Raw genomic sequence first — 19,062 nt, forward strand, 5'->3', positions numbered from 1 at the left:
TTGGTCAGTCTTCGATGTCGAGCAGGGCGCGGCAGTCCGGGTAGTTCGAGCAGGCCCAGAATTCCCGCCCCTGGTGGCGACCGCTGCGCGCACGGCGGCGGACCATGGGCGCCTGGCACTCGGGGCACTCCGGCGCCAGCGTCTGGTTGGGCGCTACCTTACGGTTGCGCGGCCGGCGCCCGCCGAACACGGCGTCGTGTACGGCACTGGCGGAATAGCGCGCCGCCGCCGGGATCTCTACCAGACGCAACTGGGCGGCCTCGCACACCGCGCGGACGAAGCGGTCGCGTTGCTGCCGATTACGCTGCAGGTGCGACCTGTCGTTGAGTTCGACCACCGCGTGTACGGCGAGGTCGTCGCGGCGGCAGATGGCGAAGTCGAAGTGCTTGCAGTTGATGCGATTCTGCGCGATCAGGTAGCGGCGGCGATCGCGCAGCGGCAAGGTCTGGACCACATCGGCGATGCGCACCTTGCCGAACACCCGGTAGTCGTCGCCCACGGCCTCGTCGAGCACGGCGAGAAAGGCCTGTTCGGCAGGGGTGAAGAGGGCTTCGACCTGGCGATAGGGAAAGGCGGCCTGGCGACGGCGTTGCCACCACCACAGTGCCCCCAGGAACAGCAGTCCGGCCAGGACCAGCAGGGGCAGGTAACGCTCGTACATCGCGAACTCCAACAGCGGGGCGCCATGATAGTGAGTCCTGGCGCCGGACAGCAGCGGCGGCGACGAAACGTCAGTCGCGCCGCGGTAGTTGCCGTTGCAGATCGTCCAGGCGCAGCAGGGTCACCGACTTCAGACAGCTCAGGTACTGCAGCTGCTGCATGGCGCCCTGGAAACCGCGGGTGGCGGTGGCGCAGCGGGGCGCCCGGTCGTCTTGCCAGAGCTGTTGCAGCCGCTCGAAGGCGGGGCGTTGCGTGGGGGCGGTGGCAGCCAGCCGTCGGCTGTAGACGTCCGCCAGACGGGCTTCGGCCGCGGACAGATCCCCGGCGGCGCAGGCCGCCAACTGGGCCTCGCTGCCCTGACGGTCGCAGTCGGCAGGCGGCTGTTCGGCGGCGAGCGCCAGGGGCGGAACGGTCAGGACGAGCAGCAGCGAGGACAGGCGGAAGGCGGACATGGAGGCAGCTATCTGGACGGCAATCCCTTCAGACTGCCGCAAGTGGAGGGCGCTCACCAAGCGCCGCCGGTCTCCTGGGTCTCGCCTTGGGTGTCGCGGAAGTGGCGGATCTGCACCAGCAGCCAGTCGATCCAGCGCTGCACCGGGGCGTCCACCGGACCTTTGGGCAACACCAGGAAGTAGGCCTGGGTCGAGAGCTGGTTGAACCGATCCGGCAGGGGCCGCACCAGGGCACCACTGGCGAGCATCCGTTGGGCCAGCACGCAGCCGCCGAGGGCCACGCCCTTGCCGGCCGCCGCCTGTTGCAGGGCCATGCCGCTCAGGGAATAGCGTGGGCCGCGCAGGCTGTCGCCCAGGGGCACCTGCTGGCTGGCGAACCAATCCTGCCAGGCGTTGAAGCGGCTGCTGGGACGCCCCGAGCGCCAGCCGCCGGGCCATTCGGCATGCAGCAGCGGATAGTCCAGCAAGGCGGCGGGTTCTGCCAGCGGCGCCGGGATCAGCGCCGGGCTGCACACCGGAAAGATCCATTCGCGCAGCAGCAGGCGGGTCTCGCCGTCCTGCCAATCGCCCCGGCCATAGCGGATCGCCGCCTGGGCACCGCCCTCGGTGCCCAGGGGCACGATGGCGGACGAGGCGTCGAGAAAGACCTCGATGTCCGGATGCTGTCGCTGGAAGTCTTCCAAGCGCGGCAATAGCCACTCCTGACCGAAGGTGGGCGGCGCGCTGACGGTCAGGACACTGCTCTTGACCCGTGCCCGGGCCACGGCGCGGGCCAGGCCGTCGAGGTGCGGCGCGATCTCGGCCGCGAGGGCGCGACCCTGGGCAGTAAGCCGCACCCCCTGGGGCAGACGCTCGAACAGCGGTTGCCCCAGCTCGGCTTCGAGCAGGCGGATTTGTCGACTGATGGCGCCGGCGGTGACGTGCAGCTCGTCCGCAGCCCTGACGAACTGTTGGTGCCGCGCGGCGGCGGCAAAGGCGCGCAGGGCGTTGAGGGGAAGGGAAGTGGTCACGCTGAACCTTAGTTTTCCTGAGCCTGACACCCATTAAACATCGTTTGTCTGACCTGTTCAGCCACCGTCACCATTCAGGCTCACTTATTCGTGGAGCGACGCTCATGCGCAAGGAGCTGGATGCCACGGCCGTGCTGGTCATGCTGGCGCTCTGCCTGGTCTGGGGCCTGCAGCAGACGGCCATCAAGGCCATCGCCGAACAGGTCGACCCGCTGCTGCAGATCGGCTGGCGTTCGCTGCTGGCAGCCGGGTTGCTCTACGGCCTGGCACGCTGGCGCGGCATCCGCTGCCTGGGGCGCGACCGGACGCTGATTCCCGGACTGCTCGCAGGTTCGCTGTTCGCCCTGGAGTTCCTCTGCATGGCGGTGGGCCTGAAATACACCAGCGCCGCGCACATGGTGGTGTTCATCTACACGGCGCCGCTGTTCGCCGCCTGTGGCCTGCACTGGCTGGTGCCCGGCGAGCGGCTGTCGGGGCGTCAGTGGCTGGGCATGGTGCTGGCAGCCAGTGGTGTGGTCTGTGCCTTCCTGATTGGCAAGCCGAGCGGCGGCACCAGCTGGCAAGGCGATCTGATCGGCCTGGTTGGCGGCGCCGCCTGGGGCGCCACCACGGTGCTGATCCGCCGCAGCGCCCTGGCCGAGGCGCCACCGCTGCGCACCCTGTTCTATCAACTCGGGGTGACTGGGGTGGTGCTCCTGGCGCTGGCCCTCCCGCTCGGCAAACACCTGGATCTGGCAGCACTCGACTCCCTGGCCTGGTCGAGTCTGGCCTTCCAGGTGTTCATCGTCGCCGGCATCAGTCTGCTGGGCTGGTTCGTGCTGCTCAGTCGCTATCGCGCCGCGCCTCTGGGGGTGCTGACCCTGCTGACGCCGCTGTTCGGGGTGCTGATGGGCGTCTGGCTGCTGGACGAGACCCCAGGCCCTGGTTTTCTTGCAGGTGCCGCCCTGGTGCTCAGCGGTCTGCTGATCGTCAGCTATCCTTCCCGCTCGCGAGCTGCGTCCCGCTGACTCGCCTGGCCTTGAGAATCCGATGTCGTCCACCTCGCTGCATCCCTGGTTGCTGCGCCTCATCCCCCTGGTGTTCCTGGCCCTGTGGTCTGCCGGATTCGCCGTGTCCAAGGTGGGCCTGGCCTATGCACCACCCTTCACCCTGCTGGCGATGCGCTATGCTCTGGCCTTCAGCGTGCTACTGGTCGCCTTCCTCATCCTGCGCCCGCCACTGCCGCGTACGCGGCGGGAGTGGGCGAATCTGGCCGTGGTGGGCTTTCTGATCCAGGGCGTCTATTTCGGCATGAGCTATGGCGCCCTGGTGATGGGCGCCTCGGCCAACGTGGTGGCCATGGTCGCCTCGTTGCAACCCATCCTGGTGGCCCTGGGCGCACCGCTGCTGGTGGGCGAGCGGGTGGCGCCACTGCAGTGGCTGGGGCTGGCCCTGGGACTGCTCGGCGCCATCGGGGTGATCCTGGCGCGGGCGAGCGTCGCCGTGGAGTCCGTGGCGGGCATCTTCCTGGCGGTGGGCGCGCTGCTGGGCATGACCAGCGCCGTACTCTACGAAAAGCGCCTGGGCGTGGCCCAGCATCCGGTCACCAACAACCTGGTGCAGTACAGCGTCGGTCTGCTGTGTTGCGCGCCCCTGGCGCTGCTGTTCGAGCACACGCCGGTGCACTGGGCGCCGGCCTTCATTGGCGCCCTGGCCTATCTGGTGCTGGCCAATTCACTGCTGGCCATCAGCTTGCTGGTGTGGATGATCCGCGCTGGCGAGGCGGCACGGGTCAGTGCACTGTTCTTCTGCGTGCCGCCAGGCGCCGCCCTGAGCGCCTGGTTGCTGCTCGGCGAGACGCTGCCACCGCTGGCCTGGGTGGCCATGGTCATCGCCATCGGCGGGGTGCTGCTGGCGACCCGGGCGGGAAGCAAGGCGGCGCGCTGAACCGCGCCGCCTACGGCTAAGCCGTCTTGAGCCCGGCCAGCACCTTGTCCACCGTGAGCGGATAGTCGCGGATGCGCACCCCGCAGGCGTTGTAGACGGCGTTGGTGAGGGCGGCTCCTGCGCCACAGATGCCCAGTTCGCCGACGCCCTTGATCTTCAGCGGGTTAGCCTTGTCGTCCACTTCCGGCAGGAAATGAGCTTCGATGGCGGGGATGTCCAGGTGACAGGGGTAGTGGTAGTCGGCCAGGTCATGGTTGACGAAGTGACCGTGACGGGTATCGATCACCCCGTCTTCGTGCAAGGCGCTGCCCACCCCCCAGATCATCCCGCCGAGCATCTGCGAATGGGCGGTCTTCTCGTTGAGGATGCGCCCCGCGGCGAACACCCCGAGCATGCGCCGCAGGCGGATCTCGCCGGTGAGGGCGTGCACCCCCACCTCGGCGAAGAAGGCGCCGTAGCCCTGCTGGGAATAGTCCTTGAGCGTCTGCCCCGGCTTGATCTCGCCAATGGCCTGGAGATCATGCTCGCGCGCCAGTTCGGCGAGGTCGCGACTGCCGTTGTCGGCGATCAGCCGGCCGCCGACGAAACGGGCGCTGGCCGGATCGAGGCCCGCCGCTTGCGCCGCCTTAACGCGCAGGTTCTCGCAGGCGACATAGACCGAGGAGCCGGAACTGGCGGCGCCAAAGGAACCGCCGGAGCCGGCACCGGCCGGATCGTCGCTGTCGCCCAGCAGCACCTTGACCCGTTCCACCGGCAAGCCGAGGGACTCACCGGCGATCTGCGCCAGGATGGTATAGGTCCCGGTGCCGATATCGGTCATCGAGGTCTTGACCGTGGCCGTGCCATCGGCCTCCAGGCGGACCCCGGCCTGGGATGGCCTGAGCATGTTGGCGCGACTGGCCGCGGCCATGCCCATGCCGATCAGCCAGTCGCCGTCGCGCACCTGGCCGGGCGTGGCATTGCGCTGGTTCCAGCCGAAGCGGCGGGCGCCGTCCTGCATGCACTCCACCAGCTTGCGGGAGGAGAAGGGGATGTGCTTTTCCGGGTCCTGGCTGGGCTCGTTGCGGATGCGCAGCTCGATGGGATCGAGCGCGAGCATGACCGCCAGCTCGTCCATGGCGTTTTCGCTGGCGAGCATGCCCACGGCTTCGCCGGGCGCGCGGCAGGAGCCGGATTCGGGCAGGTCCAGCTCGACCATGCGGTGCGCCACCAGGCGGTCATCGCCGGCATAGAGGGTACGCGAGGACAGACCGGTGGGTTCGTAGTAGGTCAGGCCACGCGCCGAATGGGACCAGCCCTCGTGGGCCATGGCGAGGAGACGGCCATCACGGTCGGCACCCAGGCGGATGCGCTGCACCGTGGCCGAGCGGTGGTCGGTGATCTGGAACATCTGCTGGCGGGTGAGGGTGACCTTGACCGGCCGACCGATCGCCCGGGCGGCCATGGCGCCGATCAGGGCATCGGCATAGATCGGCAGCTTGCCGCCGAAACCACCGCCGATGTAGCGCGCCACGATGCGGACGTTCTCCTTGGGCAGTTGCAAGGTATTGGCCACGCAACTCTGCGCCTGCTCGACGAACTGGGTGGAGCAATAGATCGTCACCCGGTCGCCGTCCCACTGGGCGAGGCTGGCGTGGGGCTCCATCTGCGCATGGATGTGGTAGGGCGTGGTATAGCGCTGGTCGAGCTTGACCGGTGCCCGGGCGAAGGCGGCGTCGACATCGCCCGAGGCGGTGTCGGTGGGCTGGTCGCCATCCGGTGGCTTCACCGCCTGGCCGAGGTTGGCGGCCAGATCGAAGGCGCCCGGTTCGGCGGCGTAGTCGATCTCCACCAGGGCCGCCGCCAGACGTGCCTCCTCGAAGGTCTCGGCCACCACGAAGGCCACGGGTTCGCCGAAATAGCGCACCTGGTCGCTGTCCAGGTAGGGCTTGGGCCGGGTGAAGCGGCCGCTGTTGTCCGGCTCCCGGGCGGCCTGGCGCGGGGCGTTGCGGTAGGTCAGGACGCTGAGCACGCCCGGCGCGCTTTCGGCGGCGGAGGTGTCCAGTCGAGCGATGCGGCCCTTGGCGATGGTGGCGCCGACGATGAAGCCATAGGCCACGCGATCGTTGCGGAATTCGAAGCTGTAGGGCGCCTGGCCGGTGACCTTGAGCAGGCCGTCGACGCGATCGATGGGCTTGCCGATCAGGCCGCCGCGATTCTCATCGATCAGGTTGCGGCCAGCGGGTTCATTCATTTCCATGCTGCTGTCCTCAGGCCTGGTGGCGAGCGTCGGCCACCCCGGCGCGCAGGACGCGGCGGGTCAGCTCAAGTTTGAAATCGTTGTGGCCATAGCCACGGGCGCCGGCGAGCAGGACATCGCCAACGGCGGCGAGATCACCGTCCGCCGCCTGGCCGGCAAAGGCTTGATCAGCCGCCGCTACCCGCCAGGGTTTGTGCGCCAGACCGCCGAAGGCGGCGCGACCGCTGCGGATGCGCGTGCCGTCGAACTCGACGATGGCCGCCATGGACACGAGGGCGAAGGCATAGGAAGCGCGATCGCGCACCTTGCGATAGACCTGGATGCCGGGCGGTGGCGGGGGCAGGGTCACTGCGGTGATGAGTTCGCCGGGTTGCAGCACCGTCTCGATCTGCGGGGTATCGCCGGGCAGGCGATGGAAGTCGGCGAGGGGGATGCGCCGGGTGCGGCCATTGGCTTCGCGGGTCTCCACCGTGGCGTCCAGCACCCGCATGGCCACCGCCATGTCGGAGGGATGCACGGCGATGCACTGGTCGCTGGCGCCAAGCACCGCGTTCATCCGATTAAAGCCGCCCAAGGCCGCACAGCCACTGCCGGGCTGGCGTTTGTTGCAGGGCATGGCGGTGTTGTAGAAGTAGGAGCAGCGGGTGCGCTGCAGGAGATTGCCGCCGGTGGTGGCCTTGTTGCGCAACTGCGCCGAGGCACCGGCCAGCAGGGCGCGCGACAGCACCGGATAGCGCTCGCGCACCCGAGGGTCCGCGGCCAGGGTGGAATTGCGCACCAGGGTACCGATGCGCAAGCCGCCGCCCTCGGTGGCGCTGATCTGATCCAGCTGCAGGCGATTGATGTCCAGCACCTGGCTGGGAGTCTCGATCTCCAGCTTCATCAGATCCAGCAGATTGGTACCCCCGGCGATGAAGCGACTGCCCGCCTGGACGCCCTGGCGGCTGGCGTCGGCCTCGTTCTGGACACGCCGATAGTCGAAGACTCTCATGCCTGTCCCCCCGCCATCTGGATGGCCGCAACGATATTGGGATAGGCACTGCAGCGACAGAGATTGCCGCTCATTCGCTCGCGGATCTCTTCCTCGCTCAGCCGCATGGGGCCATCGAGGCGTGCCGAGACGTGGCTGGGCATGCCGGCCTTGACCTCGTCGAGCAGGGCCACCGCCGAGCAGATCTGCCCCGGGGTGCAATAGCCGCACTGGAAGCCGTCCTTGGCCAGGAAGGCGGCCTGCATGGGATGCAGCCGCTCGGCGGTGCCCAGGCCCTCGATGGTGGTGATGGCGTCGCCTTCATGCATGGCCGCCAGGCTCAGGCAGCTGTTGATGCGCTGGCCATTCACCAGCACGGTACAGGCGCCACACTGCCCATGGTCGCAGCCCTTCTTGGTGCCGGTGAGGTGCAGGTTTTCGCGCAGGGCATCGAGCAGGGTGGTGCGGCTGTCGACCTTGAGCCGGCGCGCCTCGCCATTGATCTGCAGGGTCAGCGGCAGCAGCTGCGGCAGGCGGGCGGCGATGGCCTGGGGTGTCAGGGGCGCGCCACCGCTGGCCTGGGCAAAGGTGTAGCCGGGAATGGCGCTGGTCGCCACCAGCACCGCGGAAGTGCCGAGGAACTGGCGCCGGGACAAACGCCAGGGTGCATCGGAGTCGGAAGCCATGGTCGGATTCTCATCGTTGGGGGCGCATCACGGGAGTTCTGATGACTGCCCCTTTGCCGACGGGGTTCAGGCCACTGGGCCGCTGGTGGCAGGAGCTGCCATACCGGATGTGTCCTGCCCGTGCCCAAGGGCTCTGGATCAGTACTCCCAACGCTTCGCTGAGTAGGCTTCAACGTCACGTTGAATACCGCTGGGCAGGGGTGCTGAACCGCTTCCGGTCGGCAACAGTCCCTTACCTGAGGTGGCCTTTCGCTGCCACCACCTATTCCGACCACGGGGGCATCTGCACCCCGCGGCTTTAACCGTGAGGTCCGCCATGAATGCCACCCCCGCGCGCCAGCTTCAGCCTCTGGCCGAACCCGAGTCCCATACCATTGCCCTGACCCTCAACGGCAAGCAGTTGCAGCTGGCCGTCGAACCCTGGACCACCTTGCTCGATCTCCTGCGCGACCACCTCGACCTGACCGGCACCAAGAAGGGCTGCGACCACGGCCAATGTGGTGCCTGCACCGTGCTGGTCAACGGCACCCGCATCAACAGCTGTCTGGCCCTGGCGGTCATGCAGGACGGCGCCGAGGTCACCACCATCGAAGGCCTGGCCCAGGGCGACCAGCTGCACCCCATGCAGGCCGCCTTCGTTGCCGAAGATGCCTTTCAGTGCGGCTACTGCACCCCCGGCCAGATCTGTTCGGCGATCGGCATGCTCAAGGAGGGCCACGCCCACAGCGAGGCCGAGGTGGCCGAGCAGATGAGTGGCAACCTCTGCCGCTGCGGGGCCTACCGCAACATCCGCGCCGCCATCGAACGGGCGCGTCCGGATTGCCAGCAAGGGGAGGGCCGCGAATGAACCGCTTCGGTTACGCCAAGCCCAATGCCGTGCCCGATGCCATCCGCCAGCACGGCCCCCAGACCCATTTCATCGCCGGCGGTACCAACCTGTTGGACCTGATGAAGGAAAACGTCGAACGCCCCGAGCAGCTGATCGACGTCAACGGTCTGCCCTTGCGCGAGGTCGAGACCACCCCCGAAGGCGGTCTGCGCATCGGCGCCCTGGTCAAGAATGCCGAAGTGGCCTACCACCCCGAGGTGCAGCGTCGTTACCCGCTGCTGGCCAAGGCCATCCTCGCTGGCGCCTCGCCGCAGTTGCGTAACATGGCGTCTACCGGTGGCAACCTCTTGCAGCGCACCCGTTGCTACTACTTCTATGACGTGGGCACCCCCTGCAACAAGCGCGAGCCCGGCTCCGGCTGCGGCGCTCGTGAAGGGCAGAATCGCATCCACGCCATCCTCGGCCACAGCGAGCAGTGCATCGCCACCCACCCCTCGGACATGTGCGTGGCCTTGGCTGCGCTGGAAGCCCGGGTCGACGTGAGCGGTCCGAACGGCGAGCGGGTCATCGACTTCGCCGATTTCCACCGCCTGCCCGGCGACACCCCGGAGCGCGACACCAATCTCGCCGCCGACGAACTCATCACCGCCGTGACCCTGCCGGCGGAAAGCCTGGCGGCCCACAGCGCCTACCTGAAGATTCGCGACCGCGCCTCCTATGCCTTCGCCCTGGTCTCGGTGGCGGCAGCCCTGGAGCTGGACGGCGAGCGCATCAAGCAGGTCCGTGTCGCCCTGGGTGGCGTGGCCCACAAGCCCTGGCGCCTGCCGGAGGCCGAGCAGGCGCTGGTTGGCCAGGTCGCGGACAAGGCAGCCTTCGGTCAACTGGCCGATCGCCTGCTGCAAGGCGCCCAGGGCTTCGCCCACAACAGCTTCAAGATCGAACTGGCCCGGCGCGCCATCGTCCGTGCCCTTACCGAAGCCGCCGGAGGTACCCTGCAATGACCGTCGTCCATCTGCAAAAAGCCGTTCCCCGCGTCGACGGTCCGCTCAAGGTCACCGGCCAGGCCCTCTACGCCGGTGAATTCAGCGTGCCGGATCTGGCCTTTGGTTTCGTGGTCAACGCCACCATCACCAAGGGTCGCCTGCTCGGCCTGGACGTTAGCGAAGCCCTGGCCCAGCCGGGCGTGATCGAGGTGCTCAGCCACCTCAATCGACCCAAGATGGCCAGCTATGACGAGAGCTATACCGACATGGATGCGGCCGATGGCAAGCCCTTTCGGCCGCTGTACAACGACCGCATCCTCTACAGTGGCCAGCCCATCGCCTTGGTCGTGGCCGAGACCTTTGAGGCCGCACGTCACGCCGCCGCGCTGATCCGCGCCCAATACAGCGAAGAGGAGCACGCCACCGACCTGGCCCAGGCCCGCGACCAGGCCCACGAAGCGCCCATGGAGTTGCCGGAGAATCGGGGTAACGCCCCGGCAGCCTGGGCTGCGGCGCCTACCCGCATCGAAGCCGAATACCACTCCGCGGCGGAATTCCATAACCCCATGGAGATGCACGCCTCGACGGTCATCTACCACAAGGACGGCAAGCTGACGGTGCACGACAAGACACAGGGCGTGCAGAACAGCGCCCAGTTCGTCAGCAGCATCTTCGGTCTGGGCGAAGGCGACGTGAAGGTCATCTCGCCCTTCGTCGGCGGCGCCTTCGGTTCCGGCCTGCGTCCGCAGTACCAGCTGGTGCTGGCGACCATGGCCGCGTTGCAGCTCAAGCGCTCGGTACGGGTCACCCTGACCCGCCAGCAGATGTTCACCTTCGGCTATCGCCCCGAGACCTATCAGCAGGTCAAGCTGGCCTGCGACAGCGACGGCAAGCTGCAGGCCATCGATCACAGCGCCCTGGGCATCACCTCGCGCTTCGAAGACTTCACCGAGATGGTGCTGGTCTGGTCGGCGTCGCTCTATGCCTGCCCCAACGTCAAGCTGGCCTACCAGCTGGCCGCGTTGGACGTCTACACCCCGCTGGACATGCGCGCGCCGGGCGCCGTACTGGGTGTCTATGCGCTGGAAAGCGCCATGGACGAACTGGCCTATGCCGCCGACATCGATCCGCTGGAGCTGCGTATTCGCAACTTCACCGACACGGATCCGGCCAAGGGCAAGCCCTATTCCAGCAAGGAGCTGCTGGAATGCTATCGCCAGGCGGCCGAGCGTTTCGGCTGGGAGCAGCGCAGCATGGCGCCGCGTTCCATGCGCGATGGTAATCAACTGGTTGGCTGGGGCATGGCGACCGGGGTCTGGGAGGCCATGCAGCAACCGGCTACAGCCAAGGCCGTGATGAACATCGACGGCAGCCTGGTGGTGGCCAGTGCCACGGCAGACATCGGCACCGGCACCTATACGGTGATGACCCAGATCGCCGCCGAGAACCTTGGTCTGCCGCTGGACAAGGTGACCTTCAAACTCGGTGATTCCACCCTGCCCAAGGCGCCGCTGGAAGGTGGTTCCTTTACCGTGTCTTCGGTGGGCACCGCCGTGAAACTGGCCTGCGACCAGCTGCGTCAGCAATTGCTGGATGCGGCCAAGGAAATGGATGATTCGCCGCTGGCCAAGGCCGAACTGGAGCAGGTGGTATTCGCCGACGGCGGCATCAGCCTCAAGACCGATCCGGCCCAGCGCGTCGACTTCACCGCCATCCTCAAGGCTTCGGGTTCGCCGTCCATGGAAACCCTGGCCAGCGCCGAGCCGGCGGAAGAGCGCGACAACTACGCCACTGGTACCCACTCGGCGGTGTTCGTCGAGGTCAAGGTGGACGAGGACTTCGGCAGCGTCCAAGTCAGTCGCGTAGTCACCGCTGTGGCTGCGGGTCGTATCCTCAACCTCAAGACCGGCGAGAACCAGGTGGCCGGCGGCATCGTCTGGGGCATCGGCATGGGCCTGCAGGAAGAGGGGATGATGGACACCACCGAAGGCCGCTGGATGAACCACAGCCTCGCCGAGTACCACTTCCCGGTGCAGGCCGATGTTCATCAGCTGGAGGTGATCTTCGTCGAGGAACACGACGAGATCGTCAATCCGCTGGGCGCCAAGGGCATCGGCGAGATCGGTATCGTCGGAGTAGCGCCGGCCATCGCCAACGCCATCTTCCACGCCACCGGCAAGCGGGTGCGGGATCTGCCCATCACCCTGGACAAGGTCTTCGCCGACGAGCTGCTGCACTAGGGTCAGCAGCGTTCTGTTGGGCTTCGACGCTGGAGCTGTCTCAACCCAACCTACGATGAGGCTGCCGTAGGTTGGCGCTGAGCGCAGCGAAGCCCAACATTCGCGAACTCTGCAACGAAAAAGGCCCGCCTCCAAGAGACGGGCCTTTTTCAGGCAGTCAGTAAACCGCTATTCGATCACTCGGCGTGCGACGCGCCGTCATGTTCGATTTGCTCTTTGTACTCCAGGGCATCGGCTTCGCTTTGGTAGACACCGACCAGTTCCCCTTCCTGCTTCACGTCCCACAGATGCATGCCCAGGCCACGGGCTTCGCGGGACATATGGTCTTCGTCACGTTCGGTTACGGTAATGGTCATGCTGTATCTCCTTGGTCGAGCCCGCGCTACGGCAGGGCTTGAAAGCCCATACTAGAGCGTTTCGCTTCAGGACCAAGGCGTATCTCGGCAACAAGTCGTTACAACTTCTGCGACAATCTGTCGCGCTGCTCATGGTCATCTCGGCATCGCTCTAGGCCGACATCAAGAGAATCCCTGTGACCGCTTGCGCTGCCTCCGCTCAGTTAAGGCTTGCCACCCTGGCCGACATAGAAACGCTGTTCGCCATCCGTACCGCGGTCACGGACAACGCCCTTACCCGAGAGCAACTCGCTGAATTGGGCATCACCCCTGAATCGATCGCCGAGCTGCTCGCCGCCGAGCCCTGTGCCTGGGTGGTGGAGGTGGGAGGCGAGGTGGTGGGCTTCAGCCTGGTCGATCTGGCGAATGGCGAGGTCTTCGCTCTGTTCGTCAGACCCGACGGGCAAGGCCAGGGTTTCGGTGCCCGTCTGCTGGCCGCCGCCGAGACCGCGCTATTCCGCCGTCATGCCCTGATCTGGCTGGTCACCGATGGGCGCCCGGCGGTACGGGCGAATGCCTTTTATCGGTCCCACGGCTGGCACAGGGTCGTCTCCCTTGAGGGGACGGATGTCCGCTACGAGAAATCCCGCACGCCTGGACAGGACCAAGGAGGCATCTCCTGATGGACAGCACGCGCACCGGTGGCTGCCTCTGCGGCCAGATTCGTTATCTGGTGACAGGCTCGCCACGGGATCCCCACAGCTGTTCCTGCGAGCAGTGCCGCCGGCATTCCGGAGCGCCGACGCAGGTCTGGATCGAGTTGGACAAGGCCCAGCTGCGCTGGACCGGTCCGGGTGGCGAGCCGGCCCTCTGGCGCTCCTCGGCTACGACATGCCGAGCCTTCTGCCCGCACTGCGGTTCCACGCTGGGCGCCGTGGATGACGGTCCGACTCTCGCCCTGGCGGTGGGTAGCCTGGATCGACTCGACGATGACGTTGTGCCGCTCTTTCATTCTTTCGCCGACCAGCGACCGGGCTGGTGGAATCCCTGAGCGGACGGGTCCCAACTGAAAAGAAAACGCCCTCCGAAGAGGGCGTCTTTGCAACTACCGGGATCAGTTGGCGCCTTTCACCGTGCGCCCGTTGACCGAGCCTTCCTTGAGGCTGGTCTGGTATTCCTTGCCGTCGCTCTCCTGCTGGTAGAGCCGCACCAGCAGGTAGTCCCAATCCTTGGCGAACCACAGTTCGGTCTTGCGGCTGCTCTTGGTGGGATCGCGCACGCGCTCCACCTTGATGGCATCGAACAAACCCAGCGGGGTGCGGATGCGCTCCGGGCCGATGACGCGGAAGTCGTAGGTGTCGATGCTGTCGCCGTCGACGATCTGGTAGCTCATGCTCTTCTTGCCGTCCGCCACGTCCTGCTGCAGCTTGAGCTGGTAGGTCGACTTGTCCAGCAGACCGCGATCCAGGGTCAGATTGACCGGATCATCCTTGTCCTTGCCGGTGACCTTCTTGCCGGCCCAGTCGAAGGTCAGTTCGCTCTCGCGGCTCTTGCCCAGCCCGCTGCGCTTGTATTGGTAGGTGTCCGGCAGGAAGGCTTCGCCCTCACGGCGGAAGGTGCTGGACTCGTTGAGGCCGGCGACCAGCATGGAGGCTTCGAACTTCAGCTCCCAGCGGCCATCGGCTTCCTTCTGCAGCGAGCGCTCGGCCGAGCCGCTGACCGGCATCTGCTTCCAGTCGGCGGTGTAGCTGGCCGTGAAGGGCTGCAGGTCGAAGGCGAAGGCCGAGGCGCTGCAGAGGGTGGCCAATAGGAACAACAGACGTCGCATCAGTTTCTCCTTGGATCAGGAAGGGGAGGCCGCGGCCGTCAGCGACGACGACTCGGCCCCGGTAGGCGGCAGCGCCTGGCCATCGAGCTCGGCACCCAGGGTGCCCAGCCGCAGACGACCTTCGGCGAACAACCGCACGGCCACAGGATAAAGGAGGTGCTCGGCGGCGTGTACCCGTGTCGCGAGGCTCTCCGCCGTATCTTCGGCCTGTACCGGCACCCGCGACTGCAGGACGACCGGACCGCCATCCAGTTCTTCGGTGACGAAGTGCACGCTGCAGCCGTGCCAGGCATCGCCGGCATCCAGGGCACGCTGGTGAGTGTGCAAGCCCTTGTAGAGTGGCAGCAGCGAGGGATGGATATTGAGCAGACGACCCTGGTAGCGCCGCACGAAGGTCGGCGTGAGAATGCGCATGAAGCCGGCCAGCACCACCAGATCGGCGCCCTGGGCGTCGATGGCAGCCGCCAGGGCCGCATCGAAGCTTTCGCGATCGGCATGCTCGCGGTGGTCGATCACCTGGGTGGCGATCCCGGCCTGCCGGGCCCGCTCCAGGCCATAGGCCTCGGCGCGGTTGGCGATCACCGCCGCGATCCGCACGGGCGGGGTCGCGGCGTCGATCAGAGCTTGCAGGTTGCTGCCGTGGCCGGAGATGAGCACCACCACGGCGCAGTCGGCAGGGCTCATCCGTGCTGTTTCAGATTGTTCAGCACGACCTGGTCGGCGCCCTCGGCGGCCTGTTCGATACGGCCGATGACCCAGGGTTGCTCGCCCTCGGCGCGCAGCACCTGCAGGGCGCCTTCGACCTGATCCTGGGCCACGCAGATGACCATGCCCACGCCACAGTTCAGCACACGGTGCATCTCGGTCTCGTCGACGTTGCCCTGCTGTTGCAGCCAGTCGAATACCGCCGGACGCTGCCAGCTGGCGACGTCGAGCACCGCCTGGGCACCCTCGGGCAGTACCCGCGGGATATTGTCCAGCAGGCCGCCACCGGTGATGTGGGCCATGGCCTTGACCGCGCCGGTGTCCTTGATCAGCTTGAGCAGCGGCTTGACGTAGATGCGGGTGGGCGCCATCAGCAGTTCGGTCAGCGGCTGGCCGTCGAGCTGGATGTTCTCGATGTCGGCGCCGGCCACCTCGATGATCTTGCGGATCAGCGAATAGCCGTTGGAGTGCGGGCCGGAGGAGGGCAGGGCGATCAGGGCGTCGCCGGTGGTCACCTTGGAACCGTCGATGATCTCGGACTTTTCCACCACGCCGACGCAGAAGCCGGCCAGGTCGTAGTCTTCGCCTTCGTACATGCCGGGCATCTCGGCGGTCTCGCCACCCACCAGGGAGCAGCCAGCCTGTTCGCAACCGGTGCCGATGCCGGTCACCACCTGGGCGGCGACGTCGACGTTGAGCTTGCCGGTGGCGTAGTAGTCGAGGAAGAACAGCGGCTCGGCGCCGCAGACCACCAGGTCGTTGACGCACATGGCGACCAGGTCGATGCCGATGCTGTCGTGCTTGGCCAGGTTCATGGCCAGGCGCAGCTTGGTGCCGACGCCGTCGGTACCGGAGACCAGCACGGGCTGGCGATAGCCTGCCGGGATCTCGCACAGGGCACCAAAGCCCCCCAGGCCGCCCATGACTTCCGGGCGGGCGGTGCGCTTGGCGACGCCCTTGATGCGTTCTACCAGAGCCTCACCGGCGTCGATGTCTACACCGGCGTCCTTGTAGCTCAGCTGGGGTTGTTTGCTCATGAATCCTGGCCTTTGGCTAATGGCGAAACGAGCCGGCTGGCGCCAGCCGGCAATGAGGCGGGCGATTTTACCAGAAGCCGTGCCAAAGCACGCGGCCCGCCGCGGCCTCCGGTCCAAGTGGCGATGGCACCCGGCCAGCGCCCTGGGGTCTGAGCCTGATCGCCCATCCGTTCGCCGGGTGGGCAATGTTCGCTACTACCTTCTGCGCCACCCGCGACCCAGTGCCCTTGCTCGCGGGTCGGGCGGCTTTTAAGGTATGCCCCTTGCCCTTTCTATGGAATCGCCATGCGCCGTCTCGTCCTTCCGTTGCTCGCTTCGCTGCTGGTCCTGAGTCCGCTCGCCCATGCCGAGGTGGTGGACAACCTCTACCAGGTCCGCGAGCCGGTGACCTCGCAACAACCGGACGAGCGCAATGCCGCCCTCAAGCGCGCCCTGCAGGTGCTGGCCGGACGCCTGACCGGCAACCCCCAGGCCGGCCAGACCCCGGGTCTCGCCAGTGCCCTGGCGGCACCCGAATCCCTGATCAGCCAGTACAGCTATGACGCCGGCCCGCCGGAGGTGCTGGTGGCCAACTTCGACCCGGCCGCCACCGAGCGGGCCCTGGGTCAGGCGGGGCTCTCGGTATGGGGCGCCAATCGTCCGGTGGTGATGATCTGGTGGCTCAACGACGCCGACAGCGGGGCGACCCTAGTAGGTGATGGCCAGCCCGCCAGCACCGGCGTCCAGCGTGGCGCCCAGCGCGCCGGCCTGCCGATCCGCCTGCCGCTGGCCGATCTCAACGAGCAACTGGCCGGCACTGCCGCCAACATCGACGCCAACGACCCGACCGCCCTGCGCCAAGCCTCCGAGCGCTATGGCGCCAATGCCCTGCTGGCGGTGCACGCCAAGCCCCAGGGTAACGGCTGGCAAGCCCAGTGGCGCCTGTGGAACAACGGCGCTGCCGAGCAGGGCAGCAGTCAGGCAGCCGACCAGGACGCCCTGGCCGCAGCCGTTCTGCAGGACGTCGCCGGGCGCCTGTCGAAGAAGTTCGTCTCCCGCCCTGGCACCACCCAGCCGCTGACCCTGGTCGCCGACAACTCTAACTTCGAACGCTATGCCCAGCTGCAGAAGGTCCTGGAGCCCCTGTCGAGCCGCCTGGTGAAAGTCGAAGGTACTCAACTGACCTATGACCTGACGGGCAATCCCGACCAGCTCCAGGCACAGCTTGGCCTGGCCGGTCTGCAGCCGACTTCCGCGCCGGCCGCCCCCGCGTCCCCCGCACCGGCGACGCCGGGTGCTCCGGTGGACGCCACCGTCACGCCGACCGCTCCGGCAGCCCAGCCGGCGCCGTCCGCCCAGCCGGCGCGTACCACCCTGTATTTCCGCTGGCCATGAGGGCCGACACCCAAGACTGAAGCGGCTGCTGCGAGGGACCCGGGATTTGGTTAGACTTGGCGCCCTCGCGAAACTGCCAAGAGCCGTTCGAGCTGGCATGATGCCTTTACAGCTGCCCCTGGGCATTCGTCTGCGTGACGACGCCACCTTCGTCAATTACTACCCTGGCGCCAATGCCGCGGCGCTCGGCTATGTCGAGCGTCTCTGCGACGCCGATGCCGGCTGGACGGAAAGTCTGATCTATCTCTGGGGTGGCGCCGGCGCCGGTCGCAGTCATCTGATGCAGGCGGCCTGTCACCGCCTGGAGGAACTGGGCGAGCGGGCCATCTACCTGCCCATGGGTGAACTGGCCGACTATGGCGTCGAGCTGTTCGACAATCTCGAGCAGTGCGAACTGGTCTGCCTCGACGATCTCGACGCCCTGGCCGGCCAGCGGCGCTGGGAAGAGGCTCTCTTCCATCTGTTCAATCGACTGCGCGATGCCGGCAAGCGGCTGCTGATCTCCAGTACCGCCTCGCCGCGGCAGTTGCCGGTGCAGCTGGCCGATCTCAAGTCGCGCCTGACCCTGGCGCTGGTCTTCCAGCTGCGACCCCTGTCCGACGAAGACAAGCTGCGCGCCCTGCAGCTGCGCGCCTCCCGCCGCGGCTTGCACCTGACCGACGAGGTCGGCCGCTTCATCCTTTCGCGCAACACCCGCAGCATGGACGCCCTGTTCGACATGCTCGAACGCCTGGATCAGGCCTCGCTGCAGGCGCGACGCAAGCTCACCATTCCCTTCGTCAAGGAAATCATGGGCTGGTAGCCGTGCCGGCTACCGCTACTTTTGCAGGCGCCCCGCCAGGGTCGCCAGGCGCTTGCCCAGTGCCCGGCACAGCGCCGTTTCCTGCTCGTCTAGCGCGCGCTTGCCATCCGCCCCGGCGAAATGACTCGGCCCATAGGGCGTACCGCCCCCCTTGGTTTCCAGCAGGGCGCTCTCGCTGTAGGGCAGGCCGGTGATGAGCATGCCGTGGTGCAGCAGCGGCAGGGCCATGGACAGCAGGGTGCTCTCCTGGCCGCCGTGCAGGCTGGCGGTGGAGGTGAAGACGCCGGCAGGCTTGTCCACCAGGGCGCCGGTCAGCCAGAGGCTGTTGGTGCCATCCAGGAAATACTTCATGGCGGCGGCCATGTTGCCGTAGCGCGTCGGACTGCCCAGGGCCAGGGCCGCGCAGTCGCGCAGGTCGTCGAGGGTGGCGTAGACCGCACCCTGCTCGGGCACCGCCGGGGCGACGGCGGCGCACTCGGTGGACACCGCCGGCACGGTACGCAGGCGCGCGGCCATGCCGCCCATTTCCACCCCGCGGGCGACCTGGCGGGCCATCTCGGCGGTGGCGCCATGGCGGCTGTAGTAGAGCACCAGGACATAGGCTTCGGGGGTCATTGCAGGATCTCCAGGACACGCTCGGGGGGACGACCGACGACGGCGCGTGAGCCGCGCACGGCGATGGGTCTCTCGATCAGCTTGGGGTGGGCAGCCATGGCCGCGATCAGGGCGTCTTCGTCCAGCGTCGGATCGGCGAGGTTCAATTCGCGATAGATCTCCTCGCCGGTACGCAGCAACTGGCGCGCCTCCAGGCCCAGGTTGGCGAGCAGTGCGCGCAGGGTCGCGGCATCCGGCGGCGTGTCCAGGTAGGGCACCACCGACACGGCTAGCTCGCGGCTTTGCAGCAGCGCCAACGCCGCCCGCGATTTCGAGCAGCGCGGATTGTGATAGAGGACGATTTCACTCATGGGCTGATCCATAGAAGGTAA

21 protein-coding genes are annotated in these 19,062 nt (G+C 67.1%); 9 read left to right on the forward strand and 12 right to left on the reverse strand.

What is annotated here, in order from left to right; all coding sequences use genetic code 11:
• Positions 1-4: 4 nt before the first annotated feature.
• The 3 genes from AX284_RS10375 to AX284_RS10385 form a co-directional block, all read right to left on the reverse strand.
• The gene (locus AX284_RS10375; RefSeq protein ID WP_068385176.1) at positions 5-661 is read right to left on the reverse strand and encodes a DUF2726 domain-containing protein; all 657 of its coding nucleotides are present in this window, start codon (positions 659-661) and stop codon (positions 5-7) included.
• 70 nt (positions 662-731) lie between these two features.
• Complete coding sequence (locus AX284_RS10380; RefSeq protein WP_068385179.1) at positions 732-1,112, reverse strand: lysozyme inhibitor LprI family protein; 381 nt, start codon at positions 1,110-1,112, stop codon at positions 732-734.
• Positions 1,113-1,165: 53 nt separating this feature from the next.
• On the reverse strand, positions 1,166-2,122 hold the full coding sequence (locus tag AX284_RS10385; protein WP_068385182.1) for a LysR substrate-binding domain-containing protein: 957 nt from the start codon (positions 2,120-2,122) through the stop codon (positions 1,166-1,168).
• 104 nt (positions 2,123-2,226) lie between these two features.
• Between AX284_RS10385 and AX284_RS10390 the strand changes: the two genes are divergently transcribed.
• The gene (locus AX284_RS10390; RefSeq protein ID WP_068385185.1) at positions 2,227-3,129 is read left to right on the forward strand and encodes a DMT family transporter; all 903 of its coding nucleotides are present in this window, start codon (positions 2,227-2,229) and stop codon (positions 3,127-3,129) included.
• A 22-nt stretch (positions 3,130-3,151) separates the two neighbouring features.
• On the forward strand, positions 3,152-4,048 hold the full coding sequence (locus tag AX284_RS10395) for a DMT family transporter (RefSeq protein ID WP_068385188.1): 897 nt from the start codon (positions 3,152-3,154) through the stop codon (positions 4,046-4,048).
• A 16-nt stretch (positions 4,049-4,064) separates the two neighbouring features.
• Here AX284_RS10395 and AX284_RS10400 read toward each other — a convergent pair whose 3' ends face one another.
• From AX284_RS10400 to paoA, 3 genes are read right to left on the reverse strand one after another with little or no spacing between them, the layout of a single operon-like run.
• On the reverse strand, positions 4,065-6,287 hold the full coding sequence (locus AX284_RS10400) for a xanthine dehydrogenase family protein molybdopterin-binding subunit (protein ID WP_068385199.1): 2,223 nt from the start codon (positions 6,285-6,287) through the stop codon (positions 4,065-4,067).
• 10 nt (positions 6,288-6,297) lie between these two features.
• Positions 6,298-7,278, reverse strand: coding sequence for an FAD binding domain-containing protein (locus AX284_RS10405; protein ID WP_068385202.1), 981 nt, complete (start codon positions 7,276-7,278; stop codon positions 6,298-6,300).
• Complete coding sequence (gene paoA / locus AX284_RS10410; RefSeq protein WP_068385205.1) at positions 7,275-7,943, reverse strand: aldehyde dehydrogenase iron-sulfur subunit PaoA; 669 nt, start codon at positions 7,941-7,943, stop codon at positions 7,275-7,277. The genes AX284_RS10405 and paoA overlap by 4 nt, the downstream gene beginning before the upstream one ends.
• 316 nt (positions 7,944-8,259) lie before the next feature.
• Here paoA and AX284_RS10415 point away from each other — a divergent pair, with 316 nt between their 5' ends.
• Genes AX284_RS10415 through AX284_RS10425 form a run of 3 tightly spaced genes read left to right on the forward strand, consistent with a single transcriptional unit; the run spans position 8,260 to position 11,995 of the window.
• Entirely contained in the window at positions 8,260-8,790 is a 531-nt protein-coding gene (locus AX284_RS10415; RefSeq protein ID WP_007159316.1) for a (2Fe-2S)-binding protein, read from the forward strand.
• Complete coding sequence (locus AX284_RS10420) at positions 8,787-9,773, forward strand: FAD binding domain-containing protein (protein WP_068385207.1); 987 nt, start codon at positions 8,787-8,789, stop codon at positions 9,771-9,773. The genes AX284_RS10415 and AX284_RS10420 overlap by 4 nt, the downstream gene beginning before the upstream one ends.
• A complete protein-coding gene (locus AX284_RS10425) occupies positions 9,770-11,995 on the forward strand; it encodes a xanthine dehydrogenase family protein molybdopterin-binding subunit (RefSeq protein WP_068385210.1) in 2,226 nt (741 codons plus the stop codon). Before AX284_RS10420 ends, AX284_RS10425 begins: the two co-directional genes overlap by 4 nt.
• A gap of 176 nt (positions 11,996-12,171) precedes the next feature.
• On the opposite strand, the gene AX284_RS10430 is transcribed toward AX284_RS10425, so the two are convergent.
• Entirely contained in the window at positions 12,172-12,351 is a 180-nt protein-coding gene (locus AX284_RS10430) for a hypothetical protein (protein WP_017638952.1), read from the reverse strand.
• 176 nt (positions 12,352-12,527) lie between these two features.
• Between AX284_RS10430 and AX284_RS10435 the strand changes: the two genes are divergently transcribed.
• Entirely contained in the window at positions 12,528-13,013 is a 486-nt protein-coding gene (locus AX284_RS10435) for a GNAT family N-acetyltransferase (RefSeq protein WP_068385213.1), read from the forward strand.
• Positions 13,013-13,381 (forward strand): GFA family protein, encoded by a 369-nt coding sequence (locus tag AX284_RS10440; protein WP_064306687.1) that lies wholly within the window; start codon positions 13,013-13,015, stop codon positions 13,379-13,381. Before AX284_RS10435 ends, AX284_RS10440 begins: the two co-directional genes overlap by 1 nt.
• A 63-nt stretch (positions 13,382-13,444) precedes the next feature.
• On the opposite strand, the gene AX284_RS10445 is transcribed toward AX284_RS10440, so the two are convergent.
• From AX284_RS10445 to purM, 3 genes are read right to left on the reverse strand one after another with little or no spacing between them, the layout of a single operon-like run.
• On the reverse strand, positions 13,445-14,158 hold the full coding sequence (locus AX284_RS10445; RefSeq protein WP_068385216.1) for a DUF3108 domain-containing protein: 714 nt from the start codon (positions 14,156-14,158) through the stop codon (positions 13,445-13,447).
• Between the two features lie 15 nt (positions 14,159-14,173).
• Positions 14,174-14,842: a phosphoribosylglycinamide formyltransferase gene (purN, locus tag AX284_RS10450; RefSeq protein WP_068385219.1), complete on the reverse strand. Its 669-nt coding sequence runs from the start codon at positions 14,840-14,842 to the stop codon at positions 14,174-14,176.
• Positions 14,839-15,900 (reverse strand): phosphoribosylformylglycinamidine cyclo-ligase, encoded by a 1,062-nt coding sequence (gene purM, locus AX284_RS10455; protein WP_017638947.1) that lies wholly within the window; start codon positions 15,898-15,900, stop codon positions 14,839-14,841. Before purM ends, purN begins: the two co-directional genes overlap by 4 nt.
• A 285-nt stretch (positions 15,901-16,185) precedes the next feature.
• Between purM and AX284_RS10460 the strand changes: the two genes are divergently transcribed.
• Positions 16,186-17,274: a DUF2066 domain-containing protein gene (locus AX284_RS10460; RefSeq protein WP_068385222.1), complete on the forward strand. Its 1,089-nt coding sequence runs from the start codon at positions 16,186-16,188 to the stop codon at positions 17,272-17,274.
• Positions 17,275-17,371: 97 nt separating this feature from the next.
• Positions 17,372-18,076, forward strand: coding sequence for a DnaA regulatory inactivator Hda (hda, locus tag AX284_RS10465; protein WP_017638945.1), 705 nt, complete (start codon positions 17,372-17,374; stop codon positions 18,074-18,076).
• A 15-nt stretch (positions 18,077-18,091) separates the two neighbouring features.
• Here hda and wrbA read toward each other — a convergent pair whose 3' ends face one another.
• Both wrbA and arsC read right to left on the reverse strand, forming a co-directional pair.
• A complete protein-coding gene (gene wrbA / locus AX284_RS10470) occupies positions 18,092-18,691 on the reverse strand; it encodes an NAD(P)H:quinone oxidoreductase (protein WP_068385224.1) in 600 nt (199 codons plus the stop codon).
• Entirely contained in the window at positions 18,688-19,041 is a 354-nt protein-coding gene (gene arsC, locus AX284_RS10475) for an arsenate reductase (glutaredoxin) (protein WP_068385227.1), read from the reverse strand. Before arsC ends, wrbA begins: the two co-directional genes overlap by 4 nt.
• Positions 19,042-19,062: the final 21 nt, after the last annotated feature.

The sequence above is a fragment of the Pseudomonas sp. HUK17 genome, from assembly GCF_001566765.1.